General features: G+C 69.6%; 16 protein-coding genes. 15 read left to right on the plus strand and 1 reads right to left on the minus strand.

Going from position 1 to position 18,687, the window contains the following annotated elements:
- Positions 1 to 82 precede the first annotated feature (82 nt).
- The 14 genes from pyrH (at position 83) to ACJ7VY_RS11155 (ending at position 17,327) form a co-directional block, all read left to right on the plus strand.
- Positions 83 to 811, plus strand: a complete 729-nt coding sequence (pyrH, locus tag ACJ7VY_RS11090) for a UMP kinase (protein ID WP_054666822.1) — start codon at positions 83 to 85, stop codon at positions 809 to 811.
- Between the two features lie 131 nt (positions 812 to 942).
- Positions 943 to 1,500: a ribosome recycling factor gene (gene frr, locus ACJ7VY_RS11095; protein WP_104939197.1), complete on the plus strand. Its 558-nt coding sequence runs from the start codon at positions 943 to 945 to the stop codon at positions 1,498 to 1,500.
- A gap of 27 nt (positions 1,501 to 1,527) precedes the next feature.
- Positions 1,528 to 2,277 carry a polyprenyl diphosphate synthase gene (gene uppS, locus ACJ7VY_RS11100; RefSeq protein WP_104940227.1) on the plus strand — a complete coding sequence of 250 codons (750 nt, stop codon included), beginning with the start codon at positions 1,528 to 1,530 and terminating at the stop codon, positions 2,275 to 2,277.
- The gene (locus ACJ7VY_RS11105) at positions 2,274 to 3,095 is read left to right on the plus strand and encodes a phosphatidate cytidylyltransferase (protein WP_161614658.1); all 822 of its coding nucleotides are present in this window, start codon (positions 2,274 to 2,276) and stop codon (positions 3,093 to 3,095) included. The genes uppS and ACJ7VY_RS11105 overlap by 4 nt, the downstream gene beginning before the upstream one ends.
- 1 nt (position 3,096) lies before the next feature.
- On the plus strand, positions 3,097 to 4,302 hold the full coding sequence (locus ACJ7VY_RS11110; protein WP_409475622.1) for a 1-deoxy-D-xylulose-5-phosphate reductoisomerase: 1,206 nt from the start codon (positions 3,097 to 3,099) through the stop codon (positions 4,300 to 4,302).
- A 26-nt stretch (positions 4,303 to 4,328) separates the two neighbouring features.
- Entirely contained in the window at positions 4,329 to 5,678 is a 1,350-nt protein-coding gene (gene rseP / locus ACJ7VY_RS11115; protein ID WP_161614660.1) for an RIP metalloprotease RseP, read from the plus strand.
- A 71-nt stretch (positions 5,679 to 5,749) separates the two neighbouring features.
- Entirely contained in the window at positions 5,750 to 8,215 is a 2,466-nt protein-coding gene (gene bamA / locus ACJ7VY_RS11120; RefSeq protein ID WP_161614661.1) for an outer membrane protein assembly factor BamA, read from the plus strand.
- Positions 8,216 to 8,441: 226 nt separating this feature from the next.
- Positions 8,442 to 9,464, plus strand: a complete 1,023-nt coding sequence (gene lpxD, locus ACJ7VY_RS11125) for a UDP-3-O-(3-hydroxymyristoyl)glucosamine N-acyltransferase (protein ID WP_409475623.1) — start codon at positions 8,442 to 8,444, stop codon at positions 9,462 to 9,464.
- Complete coding sequence (gene fabZ / locus ACJ7VY_RS11130; RefSeq protein ID WP_104939203.1) at positions 9,461 to 9,919, plus strand: 3-hydroxyacyl-ACP dehydratase FabZ; 459 nt, start codon at positions 9,461 to 9,463, stop codon at positions 9,917 to 9,919. The genes lpxD and fabZ overlap by 4 nt, the downstream gene beginning before the upstream one ends.
- Positions 9,920 to 9,938: 19 nt before the next feature.
- Positions 9,939 to 10,730, plus strand: coding sequence for an acyl-ACP--UDP-N-acetylglucosamine O-acyltransferase (gene lpxA / locus ACJ7VY_RS11135; RefSeq protein WP_161614663.1), 792 nt, complete (start codon positions 9,939 to 9,941; stop codon positions 10,728 to 10,730).
- On the plus strand, positions 10,727 to 11,974 hold the full coding sequence (gene lpxB, locus ACJ7VY_RS11140; RefSeq protein ID WP_409475624.1) for a lipid-A-disaccharide synthase: 1,248 nt from the start codon (positions 10,727 to 10,729) through the stop codon (positions 11,972 to 11,974). Before lpxA ends, lpxB begins: the two co-directional genes overlap by 4 nt.
- On the plus strand, positions 11,971 to 12,612 hold the full coding sequence (locus ACJ7VY_RS11145) for a ribonuclease HII (RefSeq protein ID WP_321989046.1): 642 nt from the start codon (positions 11,971 to 11,973) through the stop codon (positions 12,610 to 12,612). The genes lpxB and ACJ7VY_RS11145 overlap by 4 nt, the downstream gene beginning before the upstream one ends.
- Before the next feature lie 88 nt (positions 12,613 to 12,700).
- Positions 12,701 to 16,291: a DNA polymerase III subunit alpha gene (gene dnaE, locus ACJ7VY_RS11150; protein WP_161614665.1), complete on the plus strand. Its 3,591-nt coding sequence runs from the start codon at positions 12,701 to 12,703 to the stop codon at positions 16,289 to 16,291.
- 76 nt (positions 16,292 to 16,367) lie between these two features.
- A complete protein-coding gene (locus ACJ7VY_RS11155) occupies positions 16,368 to 17,327 on the plus strand; it encodes an acetyl-CoA carboxylase carboxyltransferase subunit alpha (RefSeq protein WP_104939208.1) in 960 nt (319 codons plus the stop codon).
- A gap of 80 nt (positions 17,328 to 17,407) precedes the next feature.
- Here the strand turns inward: ACJ7VY_RS11155 and ACJ7VY_RS11160 are convergent, their stop codons facing one another.
- Positions 17,408 to 17,863: a CopD family protein gene (locus ACJ7VY_RS11160; RefSeq protein ID WP_104939209.1), complete on the minus strand. Its 456-nt coding sequence runs from the start codon at positions 17,861 to 17,863 to the stop codon at positions 17,408 to 17,410.
- A gap of 62 nt (positions 17,864 to 17,925) precedes the next feature.
- Here ACJ7VY_RS11160 and ACJ7VY_RS11165 point away from each other — a divergent pair, with 62 nt between their 5' ends.
- Positions 17,926 to 18,522 carry a class I SAM-dependent methyltransferase gene (locus ACJ7VY_RS11165; protein ID WP_161614666.1) on the plus strand — a complete coding sequence of 199 codons (597 nt, stop codon included), beginning with the start codon at positions 17,926 to 17,928 and terminating at the stop codon, positions 18,520 to 18,522.
- Positions 18,523 to 18,687: the final 165 nt, after the last annotated feature.

Here is an 18,687-nt window from a genome sequence, read left to right on the forward strand (position 1 = left end):
TCATTGCAGTGCAACAAAAGCGCTGCCCGGCGGGCCTTCGATCCGTTAGAATTCCCGCGTTTTCCAGCCATCGAGGTCGTCCATGTCCCAGCTCGCCTACCAACGCATCCTTCTGAAGCTTTCCGGGGAGGCGCTGATGGGAGACGAGGACTACGGCATCGACCCCAAGGTCATCAACCGCCTGGCGCGCGAGGTCATCGAAGCGCAGCAGGCCGGCGCCGAGGTGGCGCTGGTCATCGGCGGCGGCAACATCTTCCGTGGCGCCGGCCTGGCCGCCGGCGGCATGGACCGGGTCACCGGCGACCAGATGGGCATGCTGGCCACGGTCATCAACGCACTGGCCATGCAGGACGCGCTGGAGAAGCTCGGCGCCAAGGCGCGGGTGATGAGCGCGATCAAGATCAACGACGTGTGCGAGGACTACATCCGCCGCCGCGCGATCCGCCACCTGGAGAAGGGCCGGCTGGTGATCTTCGCCGCCGGCGTCGGCAGCCCGTTCTTCACCACCGATTCGGGCGCCGCGCTGCGCGCCATCGAGATCGGCGCCGACCTGCTGCTCAAGGCCACCAAGGTCGACGGCGTCTACGACAAGGACCCGAACAAGCATGCCGACGCGGTGCGCTACGACACCCTGAGCTACGACCAGGTCATCAGCCAGGGGCTGGAAGTCATGGACACCGCCGCCTTCGCCCTGGCCCGCGACAGCGACCTGCCGCTGCGCGTGTTCGACATGGGCCAGCCCGGCGAGCTGCTGAAGATCCTGCGCGGCGAGAACATCGGCACCCTGGTGCACGGCCGCGACGCCCACTGACCCCGGCCCGCGCCGCGGGACCACGCACCGGGCGCGCGGGATCGGCCGCGCCCGGCTTCACGATTCCCGTCCGGCCGGCAGGGCTGTTCGCCTATAATCGGCCGGTTCCAGAAACATCCAGGATTCCGGCGATGATCAACGACATCAAGCAAGATGCGCAGGCGCGCATGGCCAAGAGCATCGACGCTCTGCGCCACACCCTCACCACCATCCGCACCGGCCGCGCCTCGCCGGCCCTGCTGGACGGCATCAAGGTCAAGGCCTACGGCACCGACACGCCGCTGAACCAGGTGGCCAGCATCAGCGTCTCCGAAGGCCGCTCGCTGGTCATCACCCTGTTCGACAAGAACATGATCAAGGAAGTGGAGAAGTCCATCTACGCTTCCGACCTGGGCCTGACCCCGACCACCGTGGGCACCACCATCCGCCTCAACCTGCCGCCGCTGACCGAAGAGCGCCGCCGGGAACTGGCCAAGACCGTGAGCAAGGAAGGCGAGGACAGCAAGGTCGCCATCCGCAACATCCGCCGCGACGCCAACCAGGAAGTGGCCCGGCTGCTCAAGGACAAGGCGATCACCGAGGACGAGGACCGCCGCGCGCAGGACGAGATCCAGAAGCTGACCGACAAGGCGATCAAGGACGTCGACGAGGTGGTCAAGCTCAAGGAACAGGAACTGATGGCGGTCTGACCGGTGCCGTCCGTCATGCCAGACGGCATGCCAGCACCCGGCGTGCCCGCGCACGTTGCCATCATCATGGATGGCAACGGCCGCTGGGCGCAGCAGCGGCGCCGCCCGCGCATGATCGGCCACCGCGCCGGCGCGCGCGCGGTCAACCGCACCATCGACTTCTGCCTGGAGCGCGGCATCGCCGCGCTCACCCTGTTCGCGTTCTCCAGCGAGAACTGGGGACGGCCGGCGGAAGAAGTGGACGCCTTGATGAAGCTGTTCCTGGGCGCGCTCGACCGCGAGGTGGACGAACTCGACCGCCGTGGCGTGCGCGTGCGCTTCATCGGCGACCGCGCGCGTTTTGCCCCCGGCATCGTCCAGCGCATGGCGCGGGCCGAACAGCGTACCGCCGGCAACGGCGCGATGACCCTGAACGTCGCCGCCAGCTATGGCGGCCGCCAGGACATCGCCCATGCCGCGCGGCTGCTCGCCGAGCAGGTCGCCGCCGGCGCGCTGCAGCCCGCGCAGATCGACGAAGACCTTCTCGGCCGCCACGTGGCGCTCGCCGACCTGCCGCCGCCGGACCTGTTCATACGCACCGGCGGCGACACCCGCATCAGCAATTTCCTGCTGTGGCAGTTGGCGTATACCGAACTGTGGTTCACCGACGTGCTGTGGCCGGACATCGATGCCGGCATCCTGCAGCAGGCCCTGGACGACTACGCGCGACGCGAACGCCGCTATGGATTGACCAGCGCACAGGTCGCCGCGGCGGCCACGGAGACCGTTTCCCCATGACCAAGACCCGTGTCATCGCCGCGCTGATCATGGCCCCGGCGGCCATCTGCGCGATCCTGCTGCTGCCGCCGCAATGGCTGGCCGCGGCCGCCGCGCTGGTGTTCCTCACCGGTTTGTGGGAATGGTTCCGCCTGGCCGGCGTCGATGGACTGCCGCGCACCGTGCTGCTGGTGCTGAACCTGCTGCTGATGGTGCTGCTGGTGTGGGCATCGGCCGGCAGCCTGGTGCTGTTCCAGCTGGCCACGCTGGCCGGAATCGGCTTCTGGCTGCTGGCGCTGCTGTGGCTGCGTTTCTTCGATTTCGGCGCCCACGAGGAAAGCAGCGCGCGCATGCTCAAGTTGGCCGCCGGCACCCTGGCGATCGTTCCGGCCTGGGCCGCGCTGGTGTTGATCCACGCCGGCGAACCGCACGGCAACCGCTGGCTGCTGACCGCGCTGGCGGTGGTCTGGGCGGCCGACTCGGGGGCGTACTTCGCCGGGCGCGCGTTCGGCAGGCACAAGCTGGCGCCCCGGGTGAGCCCGAACAAGACCATCGAAGGCCTGCTGGGCGGGCTGGTGGCCGGCCTGGTCGTCGCGGTCGGCTTCGGCTGGCTGGCCGGCGTGCAGCCCGGCGCCATCGGCTGGCTGCTGCTGGTGGCGACGGCGACGGTGCTGGCCTCGGTGCTCGGCGACCTGTTTGAAAGCCTGCTCAAGCGCCATGCCGGCTTCAAGGATTCGGGCAACGTGATCCCCGGCCACGGCGGCGTGCTGGACCGCATCGACGGCGTGCTCGCGGCTCTGCCGGTGTTCGCGCTGGGCAAGGAAATCTTCGGTTTCTGACATGTCCGCCGCCCCGCTCCCTCTCCCGCGCCGGGTCGCGATCCTGGGCGCCACCGGCTCGATCGGCACCTCCGCGCTGGACGTCATCGCCCGCCACCCGGGGCAGATGCGCGCCAGCGTGCTGGCCGCCGGCAACAACGTGGACGCGTTGCTCGCGCTGTGCCGCAGCCACCGCCCCGAACACGCCGCCATCGCCGACCCGGCGCTGTATGCGCGCCTGCGCGACGGGCTGCGCGATGCCGGCCTGGCCACCCAGGCGCACGCCGGGGCCGGGGCCATCGACGCCTTGGCCGCCGGCGACGCCTGCGACACCGTGGTGGCGGCCATCGTCGGCGCCGCCGGGCTGTCCTCGACCCTGGCCGCCGCCCGCGCCGGCAAGCGCCTGCTGCTGGCCAACAAGGAATCGCTGGTGCTGGCCGGCGAACTGCTGACCCGCGAAGCGGCCGCCGCCGGTGCGGACATCATCCCGATCGACAGCGAGCACAACGCCATCTTCCAGTGCCTGCGCTCGCGCGACGCCAGCGTCGAGGGCGCGGGCGTACGCCGCATCCTGCTCACCGCGTCCGGCGGCCCGTTCCGCGGCCGGCGTCGCGCCGAACTGGAAGCGGTCACCCCGGCGCAGGCCGTGGCGCACCCGAAGTGGTCGATGGGGCCGAAGATCTCGGTTGACTCGGCCACGCTGATGAACAAGGGTCTGGAAGTGATCGAGGCCCACCACCTGTTCGGCGTGCCGGGGGCGCGCATCGAGGTGCTGGTGCACCCGCAGAGCCTGGTGCATTCGCTGGTCGAGTTCATCGACGGCTCCACCCTGGCCCAGCTCGGCCTGCCGGACATGCGCACCACCCTGGCGGTGGGCCTGGGCTGGCCGCGGCGGGTCGAATCGGGCGTGGCCGGGCTCGACCTGCTGACCCAGGGCCGGCTCGATTTCGAGGCGCCCGACCTGGAGGCCTTCCCCTGCCTGCGCCTGGCCTGGCAGGCCATGGAGGCCGGCGGCAGCGCCCCGGCGATCCTGAACGCCGCCAACGAAGTCGCCGTTTCAGCCTTTCTTCAGGGCCGCATAGGCTTCCTGTCGATCCCGGCGCTGGTGGAACATGCGCTGTCCACCCTGCCTGACATGGCTGCCGATACACTGGACGCCCTGCTGGCGGCCGACGCCCGCTCCCGCCAGGTCACCTCCACCGCCATCGCCCGCCTGCCCCATGCCTGACCCCGTCTTCCAACCGAGCCGCGCCCATGGCTGACTTCCTCGGTTCCGTGTGGTGGATGATCGTCAGCCTCGGCGTGCTGGTGACCTTCCACGAGTTCGGCCACTACTGGGTGGCGCGCCGCTGCGGGGTGAAGGTGCTGCGCTTCTCGGTCGGCTTCGGCCGCCCGCTGTGGAGCCGGCGCAACCGCAACGGCACCGAGTTCGTCATCGCCGCCATCCCCCTGGGTGGCTACGTGAAGATGCTCGACGAGCGCGAGGTCGAAGTGCCGGCCGGCGAGCGCGCCGTGGCGTTCAACAACAAGAGCGTCTGGCAGCGCATCGCCATCGTGGCCGCCGGCCCCGCCGCCAACCTGCTGCTGTGCATCGCGCTGCTGTGGGCGATGTTCGTGATCGGCCGCCAGGACTATTCGGCCACCGTCGGCCGCAGCAGCGGCATGGCCGCCAGCGCCGGGCTGGCGGCGGGCGACCGCATCATCGACATCGACGGCCGGGCGGTCGCGACCTGGGCCGAGGCCAGCATGGCCCTGACCACGGCCGCGATGGACCGCCAGGACGCCCGCGTGCGGGTACTGGACGCGCTGGACACCCCGCACACCCGGGTGCTGCCGCTGTCCACCCTGCCGGCCGGATTCGACGAACGCACGGTCCCGCAGCAGGCCGGGCTGGCGTGGCGCTTCATGCTGCAGCCGGCGCAGGTCGAGTCGGTGGCCGAGGGTTCGGCCGCCAGCGGCCAGCTGCAGCGCGGCGACCTGATCCTGGCCATCGACGGACAGCGCGTGGAGAGCGCCGACCAGGTCGCGCCGCTGGTGCAGCAACTGGGCGAGCGCGGCGGCCCGGGCATGGTCGAGGTCGAACGCGACGGCCAGCGCATGGCCCTGGAAGTGCTGCCGCGCAAGGCGCCGGGCGACGGCCGCTGGCTGCTCGGGGTGGGCTTCGTCACCGGCCAGGCGCCGGCCTACGACGCCCGCCAGCAGTACGGGCCGCTGGCGGCGCTGCCGGCCGCGGTACGCGAAGCCGGCCGCCTGGCCGGCGACTCGCTGGGAATGATGCGACGGATGCTGACCGGGCACGCCTCGGTCAAGAACATCTCCGGCCCGATCACCATCGCCCGCGTCGCCAATGCCTCGGCCGAGCGCGGGGTGGACTGGTTCCTGTACTTCCTGGCCCTGCTGTCGCTGAGCCTGTGCATCATCAACCTGCTGCCGATCCCGATCTTGGACGGCGGTCACCTGCTGTATTACCTTATCGAGTTGCTCAAGGGCAGCCCGTTGAGCGAGCGCGCCATGGCCGCCGGGCAATATGTCGGCCTGGCGCTGCTGGCCGGACTGATGGGGCTGGCGTTCTACAACGACATCCTCGGGCTGTTCCCGCGATGAACTTTTTCCCGCTGACGTCGTCATACGCCGGCACCCACGCAACAATGAAATCGACTCCAACCGGACGTGACATGACGCGACTTCCCAATCGCCGCCTGCTTGCCCTCGCCCTCGCCGCCGGTCTGGCCGCGCCCGCGCTCGCGCAGGCAGCCGAGCCCTTCACCGCCAGCGACATCCGCGTGGACGGCCTGCAGCGCATCTCATCCGGTACCGTCTTCACCTACCTGCCGGTGGAACGCGGCGACCGCGTCGACGACGCCAAGGTCGGCGAGACCATCCGCGCCCTGTACAAGACCGGCTTCTTCGAGGACGTGCAGCTGGACCGCCAGGGCGACATCCTGGTGGTCACGGTCAAGGAACGCCCGGCGATCAACAAGCTCACGGTCACCGGCAACAAGGACATCAAGAGCGAGCAGCTGCTCAAGGGCCTGGCCGACATCGGCCTGAGCGAGGGCGGCACCTTCGACCGCCTGAGCCTGGACCGGGTGACCCAGGAGCTGCGCCGCCAGTACAACGACCGCGGCAAGTACAACGTCGAGATCACCCCGACGGTGAGCCCGCTGGACCGCAACCGCGTGGACGTGGCCATCGCGGTCAAGGAAGGCAAGGCGGCCAAGATCCGCCACGTCAACCTGGTCGGCACCGAGAAGTTCGAGGCCGCCGACATCCTCGATACCTGGGAGTCCAAGGAGCACAACTGGGCCTCGTGGTACCGCCGCGACGACCAGTATTCCAAGGAAAAGCTGTCCGGCGACCTGGAGAAGCTCAACTCCTGGTACCTGGACCGCGGCTACATCGATTTCAGCGTCGACTCGACCCAGGTCTCGATCAGCCCCGACAAGCGCGACATGTTCATCACCGCCGGGGTGACCGAGGGCGAGCAGTACAAGATCTCCGAGATCAAGGTCACCGGCGACACCATCCTGCCGCAGGAAGAGGTCGAGCGCATGGTGTTCCAGAAGGCCGGCGACACGTTCTCGCGCGGCCTGCTGGAGTTCAGCGCCGACGCGATCACCAACACCCTGTCCAACATCGGCTACGCCTTCGCCAAGGTCAACCCGATCCCGACCAGCAACCGCGCCGAGCGCACGGTGGCGGTCAACATGCAGGTGGTGCCCGGCCCGCGCGTGTCGGTGCGCCGCATCGTGTTCAAGGGCAACACCCGCACCGCCGACGAGGTGCTGCGCCGCGAGATGCGCCAGTTCGAGAACGCCTGGTACTCGCAGGCCGCCATCGACCGCTCCAAGATCCGCCTGCAGCGCCTGGGCTACTTCGAATCGGTCGACGTCGAGACCTCGCCGGTCACCGGTAGCAACGACCAGGTCGACGTGGTCTACAACGTCAAGGAAACCACCTCCGGCAGCTTCGTGTTCGGCCTGGGCTATTCGCAGTCCTACGGCATGACCACCTCGGTGCAGCTGTCGCAGAACAACTTCCTGGGCGGCGGCAACCGCGTGTCGGTCGAGGCCTCGCGCAGCAGCTACCTGCAGCGCTACGGCTTCTCGTACATGAACCCGTACTTCACCGACGACGGCGTCTCGCTGGGCTACAACCTGTCCTGGCGCGAGCTGGACTACTCGGACTTCAACACCGCCCAGTACAACAGCACCAACGGCTCGGCGCAGATGATCTTCGGCGTGCCGATCACCGAGAACGACAGCTTCTCGCTGATGTTCGGCATCGACAGCAACCAGATCACCACTTACAGCGGCTACACCCCGCAGTCGATCATCGACTACATCGATGCGATGGGCACGCGCACGTTCCACTCCTGGCGCACCGAGCTGGGCTGGGCGCGCGACACCCGCAACGACTACTTCATGCCGACCCGCGGCACCTACCAGCGCCTGGGCCTGGAAGCCACCCTGCCCGGCTCCACCGCCGAGTACTACAAGCTCAGCTACCAGATCTCCAAGTACTGGCCGATCATGCCGTCGCTGGTGATCAACACCCGCGTCGAGTTCGGCTACGGCGACTCCTACGGCAACGACAAGGTGCGCGACATCTGCTGGTTCGAGACGCCCGCCGTCCCCGGCACCCCGGCCGATGGCGACAAGCCGGCCGTCCCGGGCACGCCGGCCACCACCGAGGTGGTGGACTGCGCCACCAACCCCACCGCCAAGCACCGCCAGGTCAAGGCGTCGGGGCTGCCGTTCTTCGAGAACTTCTACGCCGGCGGCACCAACTCGGTGCGCGGCTTCCGCGACAACACCCTGGGCCCGCGCTCGGAGATCTTCGGCGGCTACTACCGCGGCCAGCCGCTGGGCGGCTCGCTGAAGACCGTCGGTTCGGTCGAGGCGTACTTCCCGAAGCTGTTCGACAGCCCGTCGGCGCGCGTGTCGGCGTTCCTCGACTTCGGCAACGTCTACAACGGCACCGACAACTTCGACGCGGGCGAACTGCGCGCCTCGGCCGGTGTCGCGCTGCTGTGGCGCGCCCCGGTCGGCCCGATTTCGATCAGCTATGCCTTCCCGCTCAAGAAGAAGGAAGGCGACGAGATCGAGCGGCTGCAGTTCACCTTCGGCGGACAGTTCTAGGGAACTGCCCGCGCGCCCAAGGCGTCGCCTTGGGCACCCCAGGTTTCGCTGAGCGAAACCTGGGGACGCGCCCTGGCCTTCCGATCCCCCCGCCTTCGGCGCACCCCCTTACCAAGGGGGCTCTTCTCCAGAATCATTCCGGCGGTTCCAAGCCGAGCCGGCCTGCGCGCGGCCTGTGCCCCACCTGCCGCATGACCGCGCCACTTCCAGACGCTAAACTCCCGGCGTGAATACTCCGACCCATACCGCACAGGAACTGGCCGACCGTTTCGGGCTGCAGGTGCACGGCGATCCGTCCACCGCGATCCACGGCGTGGCCACGCTGGCCCATGCCGGCCCCGGACAACTGACCTTCCTGGCCAATCCGCGCTACCGCGCGCAGCTGGCCGAGAGCAGGGCCGGCATCGTGGTGCTGCGCGCCGACGACGCCGAGGCCGCCCCCGGCACCGCCCTGGTCGCCAAGGACCCGTACACCACGTTCGCCAAGATCGGCGCGCTGTTCGAGGCGGTGCCGCTGCGCGAACCCTGCGTCCATCCCAGCGCGGTGATCGACCCGTCCGCGCGGGTGGCCGCCAGCGCCCATATCGGCCCGTTCGTCAGCATCGGCGCGCGCAGCGTGGTCGGCGAGAACTGCATCGTCGGCGCCGGCAGCATCATCGGCGAGGACTGTTCGCTGGACGCCGGCTGCGAGCTGGTCGCCCGCGTCACCCTGGTCACCCGCGTGCGCCTGGGCAAGCGCGTGCGCGTCCACCCCGGCGCCGTGCTCGGCGCCGACGGTTTCGGCCTGGCGATGGACGCCGGCCACTGGATCAAGGTGCCGCAGCTGGGCGGGGTGCGCATCGGCGACGACTGCGAGATCGGCGCCAACACCTGCGTGGACCGCGGCGCACTGGAAGACACCGTGCTGGAAGAAGACGTGCGCCTGGACAACCTGGTGCAGATCGCCCACAACTGCCACATCGGCGCGCACAGCGCGATCGCCGGCTGCACCGGCATCGCCGGCAGCGCCCGGATCGGCCGCTACTGCCTGCTCGGCGGCGCGGTCGGAGTGGTCGGCCACCTGGAGATCTGCGACCACGTGGTCGTCACCGGCAAGTCGGTCGTGCGCAATTCCATTACCGAACCGGGCGAGTACTCGTCCGGCACCCCATTGACCGACAACCGCACGTGGCGCAAGAACGCCGCGCGCTTCAAGCAGCTGGACAGCCTGGCGCGCCGGGTCCTGGCTGTGAGCAAGGAGAAGGAATGAACTCACCGCTGCCGTTGCCCATCGACGTCAACACGATCCGCACGCTGATCCCCCACCGCTACCCGTTCCTGCTGGTGGACAAGGTGGTCGCGCTGGATACCGAGGCAAGGACGATCGTCGCGCACAAGAACGTCACCATCAACGAGCCGTTCTTCCAGGGGCATTTCCCCGGCCAGCCGATCATGCCGGGGGTGCTGATCATCGAGGCGCTGGCGCAGGCCGGCGGCGTGCTGACCCAGCTCAGCCTCGGCCGCGACGCGCAGTCCAAGCTGTTCTACCTGGTCAAGGTGGACAACGTGCGCTTCATGAAGCAGGTGGTGCCCGGCGACGTGCTGGAGCTGCACGTGCAGGTCAAGCGGGTGATCCGCAACATGGCCGTCTACTACGGCGAGGCCAAGGTGGACGGCGAAGTGGTGGCGCATGCCGAGGTGCTGTGCGCCGGCACCCGCGAATGATCCCGACCGGAGCCCGCGCATGAACGACAGCGCCCCCCTGATCCACCCCACCGCGGTCATCGACCCGTCGGCACGGCTGGCCGACGACGTCCGCGTGGGCGCGTTCTGCCTGATCGGCGCCGACGTCGAGATCGGCGCCGGCACCGTGGTCGGCCCGCACTGCAGCATCCACGGCCCGACCCGGATCGGCCGCGACAACCGCTTCATCGGCCACGCCGCCATCGGCGGCGAGCCGCAGGACAAGAAGTACGCCGGCGAGCGCACCGAGCTGGTGATCGGCGACCGCAACGTGGTCCGCGAGTTCGTCACCGTCAACCGCGGCACCGGCGGCGGCGGCGGCATCACCCGCATCGGCAACGACAACTGGCTGCTGGCCTACACCCACGTCGCCCACGACTGCCAGGTCGGCGACCACTGCGTGTTCTCCAACAACACCACCCTGGCCGGCCACGTCAGCGTCGGCAACTGGGTGATCATCAGCGGCTTTGCCGGCGCCCACCAGTTCTGCCGCATTGGCGACCACGCCTTCCTCGGCATGGGCGCGCTGGTGACCGGCGACATCCCGCCGTTCACCATGGTCGGCATCGACGGCCACGGCCGTCCGCGCGGCATCAACAGCGAAGGCCTCAAGCGCCGCGGCTTCGATACCGCGCGTATCGGCGCGATCAAGCGCGCCTACCGTACCCTGTACGTGGCCGGCATTCCGCTGGCCGAGGCCAAGCAGCAGCTGGCCGAGCAGGCGCGGGACAGCGACGACGTGCGGCAGATGCTGGACTTCATCGAACACGCGGACCGTCCGCTGCAGCGATGAGCGCCGAAGGCAGCACCGGGAACGGGCACGCGGGGCCCGGGGACGGCGGCGACGGGGCACCCATCGCCGTCGCCCGTGAGCGCGTGGCGCGCGGCCCGCGCATCGCGCTGGTGGCCGGGGAAACCTCCGGCGACCAGCTCGGCGCCGGCCTCATCGCCGAACTGCGCCGGCACTTCCCCGACGCCGAATTCGCCGGCATCGGCGGCGATGCCATGCGCGGCGCCGGCTGCCAGACCTGGTTCGACGCCAGCGAGCTGGCGCTGATGGGCCTGGCCGAGATCCTGCGCCACCTGCCGCGCCTGCTGAAGCTGCGCCGCGCGTTCCGCGAGCGCGTGCTCGACTGGCGCCCGGACGTGTTCATCGGCATCGACGCGCCCGACTTCAACCTTGGCGTCGAACGCTGGCTCAAGCAGCGCGGCATCCGCACGGTGCACTACGTCAGCCCCTCGGTCTGGGCCTGGCGTGAGAAGCGCGCCGAGAAGATCGGCGCCAGCGCCGACCGGGTGCTGTGCCTGTTCCCGATGGAGCCGCCGATCTACGCGCGGCATGGCGTGGACGCACGCTTCGTCGGCCACCCCATGGCCGATGCGATCCCATTGGACAGCGACCGCGCCGATGCCCGCACCCGGCTCGCACTGCCCGCCACCGCGCCGATCCTGGCGGTGCTGCCGGGCAGTCGCCTGGGCGAGATCGGGCGGCTCGGCCCGGCGTTCTTCGAGGCCGCCTGGCAGGTGGCCGAGCGCATGCCCGGCCTGCACATCGTGGTCCCGGCGGCCAATGCCCGCTGCCGGCAGCTGATCGACCAGCAGATCGCCGCCTCGGCGCTGCCGGCCGCGCGCCTGCACGTGCTCGACGGCCAGGCCCGCGACGCGCTGACCGCCGCCGACGTGGTGCTGCTGGCGTCGGGTACCGCCACGCTGGAAACCATGCTGGTCAAGCGGCCGATGGTGGTCGGCTACCGCGTGTCGGAGCTGACCTACCGCATCGCCCGCGCACTGAAGCTGGTCAAGGTCGACCGCTACGCCCTGCCCAACGTGCTGGCCAGGCGCGACCTGGCGCCGGAACTGATCCAGCACGACTGCACGCCGGAGCGCCTGGCCGCGGCCGTGCTGCGCTGGTTCCAGCATCCCGGCCACGTGCCGGGGCTGCAGGACGACTACCGGCGCCTGCACCTGGAGCTGCGCCAGGACGCGTCGGCCCGCGCTGCCGACGCGGTGGCGGAGCTGCTGGCGCGACCCGCATGAGCCAGCCCCCGGCCGCAACGCTGGCACTGTTCGACGACGGCCTGCTGGCCGCCCGCCAGGGACCGCGCCTGACCGCCGGCGTGGACGAGGCCGGGCGCGGCCCCCTGGCCGGCCCGGTGGCCGTGGCCGCGGTGGTGTTCGACCCGCAGCGGCCGCGCATCAACGGCCTGGACGACTCCAAGGCACTCACCGCCGCGCGCCGCGAACAGCTTTTCGAGCGCATCGTCGAACGCGCCCTGGCCTACAGCATCGTGCTGGTGGACGTGGCCGAGATCGACGGCATCAATATCTTCCAGGCCACCATGCAGGGCATGCGCCGGGCCGTGCAGGGCGTGGCGCACGTGGCGCAGTTCGCGCGCATCGACGGCAACAAGGTGCCCAAGGGCCTGCCGTGCCCGGCCGAGGCGCTGGTCGGCGGCGACGCCCTGGACCGCGCGATCATGGCCGCCTCGATCCTGGCCAAGGTCAGCCGCGACCGCTACATGCTGGACCTGCACCTGCGCCATCCCGAATACGGCTTCGACCAGCACAAGGGCTACGGCACCCCGGCCCACCTGGCCGCGCTGCGCGCGCATGGCCCGTGCCCCGAGCACCGCCGCAGTTTCGCACCGGTGCGCGACGCCCTGGCCGTGACCTAGCCACGGCCGCGGGTGCATTGGCCGCCCGTCAAGCCTTGTCCGCTCCCGCCCCCGCCGCTACCCTGCCCGTTCACCGCAGTGATCCGGCATGAGCACTCCCCGCTTCGTCCACCTCCACGTCCACACCGAATTCTCGATGGTGGACTCCACCATCCGCGTCCCGGCCAAGCCGGACCAGGCCGATCCGAAGAAGGCCAAGCAGGCCAACCTCCTCAGCCGTTCGGTGGAAATGCAGGCGCCGGCGCTTGCGGTCACCGACCTGAACAACATGTTCGCGCTGGTGAAGTTCTACAAGGCCGCCGAAGGCGTGGGCATCAAGCCGATCGCCGGCGCCGACGTGCTGATCGCCGAGGACGGCCACGACCCGTGGCGCATGACCCTGTTGTGCCGCGACCGCGACGGCTACCTGAGCCTGTCGCGGCTGCTCAGCCGCGCCTGGCTGGAGGGCCACCGCCCCGAGGGCGGCGTCGCCATCCACCCGCAATGGCTCAAGGACGGCTGCCACAACCTGTTCGCGCTGGCCGGGCGCCAGAGCCTGGCCGGGCGCCTGGCCGGCGAAGGCCGCCATGACCTGGCCGAACAGCAGCTGGCCGACTGGCAGCGCGTGTTCGGCGATGGCCTGCACCTGGAACTGACCCGTACCGGTCGTGACGGCGAGGAAGCCTTCAACCAGTTCGCGCTGATGGCCGCCGGCCAGCGCGGCCTGCCGGTGATCGCCAGCAACGACGTGCGCTTCCTGTCGCCGCAGGACTTCGACGCGCACGAGGCGCGGGTGTGCATCTCCACCGGGCGCGTACTCGACGACCCCAAGCGCCCGCGCGAGTACAGCCGCGAGCAGTACCTGAAGTCGCCGGAGCAGATGTGCGAGCTGTTCGCCGACATCCCCGACGCCATCGACAACACGCTGGCGCTGGCGCAGCGCTGCAACCTGGAGATGCGGCTGGGCACCTACTTCCTGCCCAACTACCCGGTGCCCGACGACGAGACCCTGGACACCTGGATCCAGAAGCAGTCGCGCGACGGCCTGGAAGAACGCCTGCAGAAGAACCCGCTGGCGCCGGGCAAGACCCGCGAGGACTACTTCGAGCGCCTCGAGTTCGAGCTCGACACCATCATCAAGATGGGCTTCCCCGGCTACTTCCTGATCGTGGCCGACTTCATCCAGTGGGGCAAGAACCAGGGCATCCCGATCGGCCCGGGGCGTGGTTCGGGCGCCGGCTCGCTGGTGGCCTGGGCGCTGAAGATCACCGACCTGGATCCGCTGCCGTACAACCTGCTGTTCGAGCGCTTCCTCAACCCGGAACGCGTGTCGATGCCCGACTTCGACATCGACTTCTGCATGGACCGCCGCGACGAGGTGATCGACTACGTCGCCCGCAAGTACGGCCGCGAGCGGGTCAGCCAGATCATCACCTACGGCACCATGGCCGCCAAGGCGGTGGTGCGCGATTCCGGGCGCGTGCTCGGCTTCCCGTACGGCCTGGTCGACGGCGTGTCCAAGCTGATCCCCAACATCCTGGGCATCGGCCTGAAGGACGCGCTGGGCAAGGGCAAGGAAGGGCCGGATTCGGAAATGGCCTCGGCCGAGCTGATCCAGCGCTACCAGAACGAAGACGACGTCCGCGACCTGATCGACCTGGCGCTGCAGCTGGAAGACCTGACCCGCAACGCCGGCAAGCACGCCGGTGGCGTGGTCATCGGGCCCGAGCCGCTGTCCGAGTTCTGCCCGCTGTACGCCGAACACGACGAAGGCAGCCTGGGCAAGAACCCGGTCACCCAGTTCGACAAGAACGACGTGGAGGAAGTGGGCCTGGTGAAGTTCGACTTCCTCGGCCTGCGCACGCTGACCATCATCGACTGGGCGGTGAAGGCGATCAACAAGCGCCATGCGCGCGCCGGCATCCCGCCGGTGGACATCGCCGCGATCCCGCTCGACGACGCGCCCACCTACAAGGACATCTTCGCCAACGGCAACACCGGCGCGGTGTTCCAGTTCGAATCCTCGGGCATGCGCCGGCTGCTGAAGGACGCGCGCCCGGACCGCTTTGAGGACCTGATCGCGCTGGTGTCGCTGTACCGCCCCGGCCCGATGGACCTGATTCCCTCGTTCAACGCGCGCAAGCACGGCCAGGAAGAGATCATCTATCCCGATCCGCGCACCGAAGCCATCCTCAAGGACACCTACGGCATCATGGTGTACCAGGAGCAGGTGATGCAGATGGCGCAGATCGTCGGCGGCTACTCGCTGGGCGGCGCCGACCTGCTGCGCCGCGCGATGGGCAAGAAGGTGCCGGCGGAAATGGCCAAGCACCGCGAGATCTTCCGCGAGGGCGCGGCCAAGGGCGGCGTCGACGGCCCCAAGGCCGACGAGATCTTCGACCTGATGGAGAAGTTCGCCGGCTACGGCTTCAACAAGTCGCACGCCGCCGCCTACGCGCTGGTCAGCTACCAGACCGCCTGGCTCAAGCGCCACTACCCGGCCGAGTTCATGGCCGCGACGCTGTCCTCGGACATGGACAACACCGACAAGGTGGTCGGCTTCCTGGCCGAGGTGCGCAACCTCGGCCTGCGGGTGGAGCCGCCGCGGGTCAACGAATCGGCGTACATGTTCGAGGCGTCCTCCGCCGACACCATCCGCTACGGCCTGGGCGCGATCAAGGGCGTCGGCCAGGGCGCCTGCGAAGCGGTGGTGGCCGAGCGCCTGCGCGGCGGCGAGTACACCACGCTGCTGGATTTCTGCGCGCGGGTGGAATCGGCCAAGCTCAACCGCCGCACCCTGGAAGCGATGATCCAGTGCGGCGCGCTCGACGGCCTTGGCCGCAACCGCGCCTCGCTGATGCTGCAGCTGCCCGAGGTGCTCAAGGCCACCGACCAGATGGCGCGCGAGAAGGCATCGGGCCAGAACTCGTTGTTCGGCGCGCCCGATCCGGTCAACGCCGCCGCGCAGCTGGACCTGCCGGAAAGCCGCGAATGGCCGGTGGCGCAGCTGCTGGGCGGCGAACGCGAGACCCTGGGCTTCTACCTCAGCGGGCATCCGTTCGACCCGTATGCCGATGACGTCAGGGAGCTGGTCGGCACCGACCTGGGCGCGCTGGACAAGCTGGTCGCACCGGCCCCGCCGCCGCGCGACGGCGAGAAACGCGGCTGGCGCCAGGAAGCGCAGGTGATCCTGGCCGGCATGGTCGTGGGCATGCGCCGCAAGGGCGACAGCCAGGTGTTCGTGCAGCTGGAGGACGGCAAGGGCCGGGTCGAGTGCAGCGCCTTCTCCGACGGCCTGGCCGAGTTCGGCCACCTGATGACCAAGGACCGCATCCTGGTGGTCAAGGGCGGCCTGCGCGAGGACGAATTCAACGGCGGCTACGCGCTGCGCATCCGCCAGTGCTGGGATTTCGAACAACTGTGCGCCGACCACGCGGTGCGCCTGTCGCTGCGCGTGGACGGCCGCGGCGGCCCGGTATGGCAGCGCATCGAACCGCTGCTGGCCACGCACCGCCCCGGGCGCACCCCGATCCGCCTGGACCTGCTGCTGAAGGGCAAGGACGGCGGCGGCGTGGCCGGCATGCTCGACCTCGGCGGCGCCGGCGCGGTGCGGGTCAGCACGCAGCTGCTCGACGCCCTGCGCGAGGACCCGGCGGTGCGCCGGGTCAAGCTCGCCTACAGCCCGCCCTGGGCCAGCTGAAGGTCCGGACGGCCGCGTACGGGTGCACCCGACGCGTTCGGCTACACTTCCCCACTTTCATTCAAGACGGTTTCCGATGAACCCGAATTACCTCGATTTCGAGCAGCCCATCGCCGATCTGGAAGCCAAGATCCAGGAGCTGCGCAGCGCCAGCGCGGGCCCGGCGGTCAATGTCGAGGCCGAGGTCCGGGCACTGCAGGACAAGCTGCGCCTGCGTACCGCGCAGATCTTCCGCAACCTCTCGTCCTGGCAGGTGCTGCAGGTGGCACGCCACCCCTCGCGCCCCTACACCCTGGATTACATCGGCATCTTCTGCGACGAGTTCCAGGAGCTGGCCGGCGACCGTGCGTTCGCCGACGACAAGGCCATCGTCGGCGGCCTGGCCCGCATCGGCGGCCGCCCGGTGATGCTGATCGGCCACCAGAAGGGCCGCGACACCAAGGAAAAGATCAAGCGCAACTTCGGCATGCCCAAGCCCGAGGGCTACCGCAAGGCGCTGCGGTTGATGAAGATGGCCGAACGCTTCGGGCTGCCGGTGCTGACCCTGATCGACACCGCCGGCGCCTGGCCGGGCATCGACGCCGAGGAGCGCGGCCAGTCCGAGGCCATCGCCCGCAACCTGATGGAAATGGCCGAACTGAAGGTGCCGGTGATCTGCACCGTGATCGGCGAGGGTGGCTCCGGTGGCGCGCTGGCGCTGGGCGTGGGCGACCGCACGGTGATGCTGGAATACAGCGTCTACTCGACCATCAGCCCGGAAGGCTGCGCCTCGATCCTGTGGAAGGACGCCGGCAAGAACAAGGAAGCGGCCGAGCAGCTGGGCATGACCGCACCGCGGCTCAAGCAACTGGGCCTGATCGACAAGGTCGTGCGCGAGCCGATCGGCGGCGCCCACCGCAATCCGAAGCAGATGGGCCGGCGCCTGAAGGCGGTCCTGCTCAACGAACTGGACGCGCTGGAAAAGCTGCCGGTCGACGCGCTGCTGGCCAAGCGCTACGCGCGGCTGCGCGGCTATGGTGCCTACGAGGCCGCTTGAGCCGGTTCCGGCGGCGCGCGCGAAAAGGCCGGCATCCGCCGGCCTTTTTCGTTTTCAGCGCGGTGTGCAATCCCGGCGGGTCAGAACGGCTTGGCCAGCACCAGGTAGACGATGGCGATGAACAGCACCAGCGGCAGTTCGTTGAACCAGCGCAGCGCGCGCGCCGACGGCAGCGCGCGGCCGGCATCCACGCCCTTGAGCCAGCGCCCGGTGAAGATGAAATACACCAACAGCAGCACCACCAGGCCGAGCTTGGCGTGCAGCCAGCCGGCGGCGCCGGGCGCGACCATGGTCGGGAAATCCGGCAGCACCCGGTAGCCCAGCCACAGCACCAACCCCAGCACGAAGGCCAGGCCGAACATGACGTGGCCGAAGCGGTACAGCCGCCGCCCCATCAGCTGCAGGCGCTGCCCGACCTGCGCCTGGCCGGCGGCCTCGGCCAGGTTGACCAGGATCCGCGGCAGGTAGAACACCGCGGCCATCCACGCCACCACGAACACGAGGTGGAAGGTCTTCACCCAGAAATACGACTGCATGCGCTGGCTCCATCGGCGGCGTAGGATGGCCGCATTTTCGCCCATCCGCCGCCGACACGCACATGCAGGAAAAGCACTACGACGCCGCCTATTTCCAACACTGGTACCGCCGCGGCGACATCGGCGGACCGGCGCGGCTGGCACGCAAGGTGCAGCTGGCCGTGGCCACCGCCGAGTACTACCTGGAGCGGCCGATCCGCAGCGTGCTCGACATCGGCTGCGGCGAAGGCGCGTGGCGCGCGCCGCTGCTCAAGCTGCGGCCGAAGCTGCAGTACATGGGCTTCGACGGCAGCGAGTACGCGGTGCAGCGCTACGGCCGCACCCGCAACCTGCACCTAGCCCGCTTCGGCGATTTCCAGTGGCTGCGCCCGTGCGCGCCGGTGGACCTGCTGGTCTGCGCCGACGTCATGCACTACGTACCCAGCCGCGAACTGCGCCAAGGCCTGCCCGGGCTGGCCGAGCTGTGCGGCGGCGTGGCGTTCCTGGAAACCTTCACCGCCGACGACGAGTTCCATGGCGATCACCAGGGATTCCAGCCGCGCCCGGCGCGCTGGTACCGCCGCCAGCTGGCGCAGGCCGGCTTCCGCGCCGCCGGCTCGCACTGCTGGCTGGGGCCGCACTGCGCCGACGACATGGCAGCGCTGGAGCGCGGCGGCTGAACCCGCGCCACGCCATCGCGTCGCGCGGTCGCCCCACGGCCTGCACCGCACACCGCCGGCCCCGTCTTTCGCCCTGCCACACCCCGCGGCTTGCGGCGCGCCCCTGATTCAGGCGGGCTTTTCTCCGGACACGTTCCGCAGGTACGGGGCTCTGCCGCCCCGCCG

Source organism: Stenotrophomonas sp. Y-13, assembly GCF_046267925.1.
Classification (GTDB): domain Bacteria; phylum Pseudomonadota; class Gammaproteobacteria; order Xanthomonadales; family Xanthomonadaceae; genus Stenotrophomonas; species Stenotrophomonas acidaminiphila_A.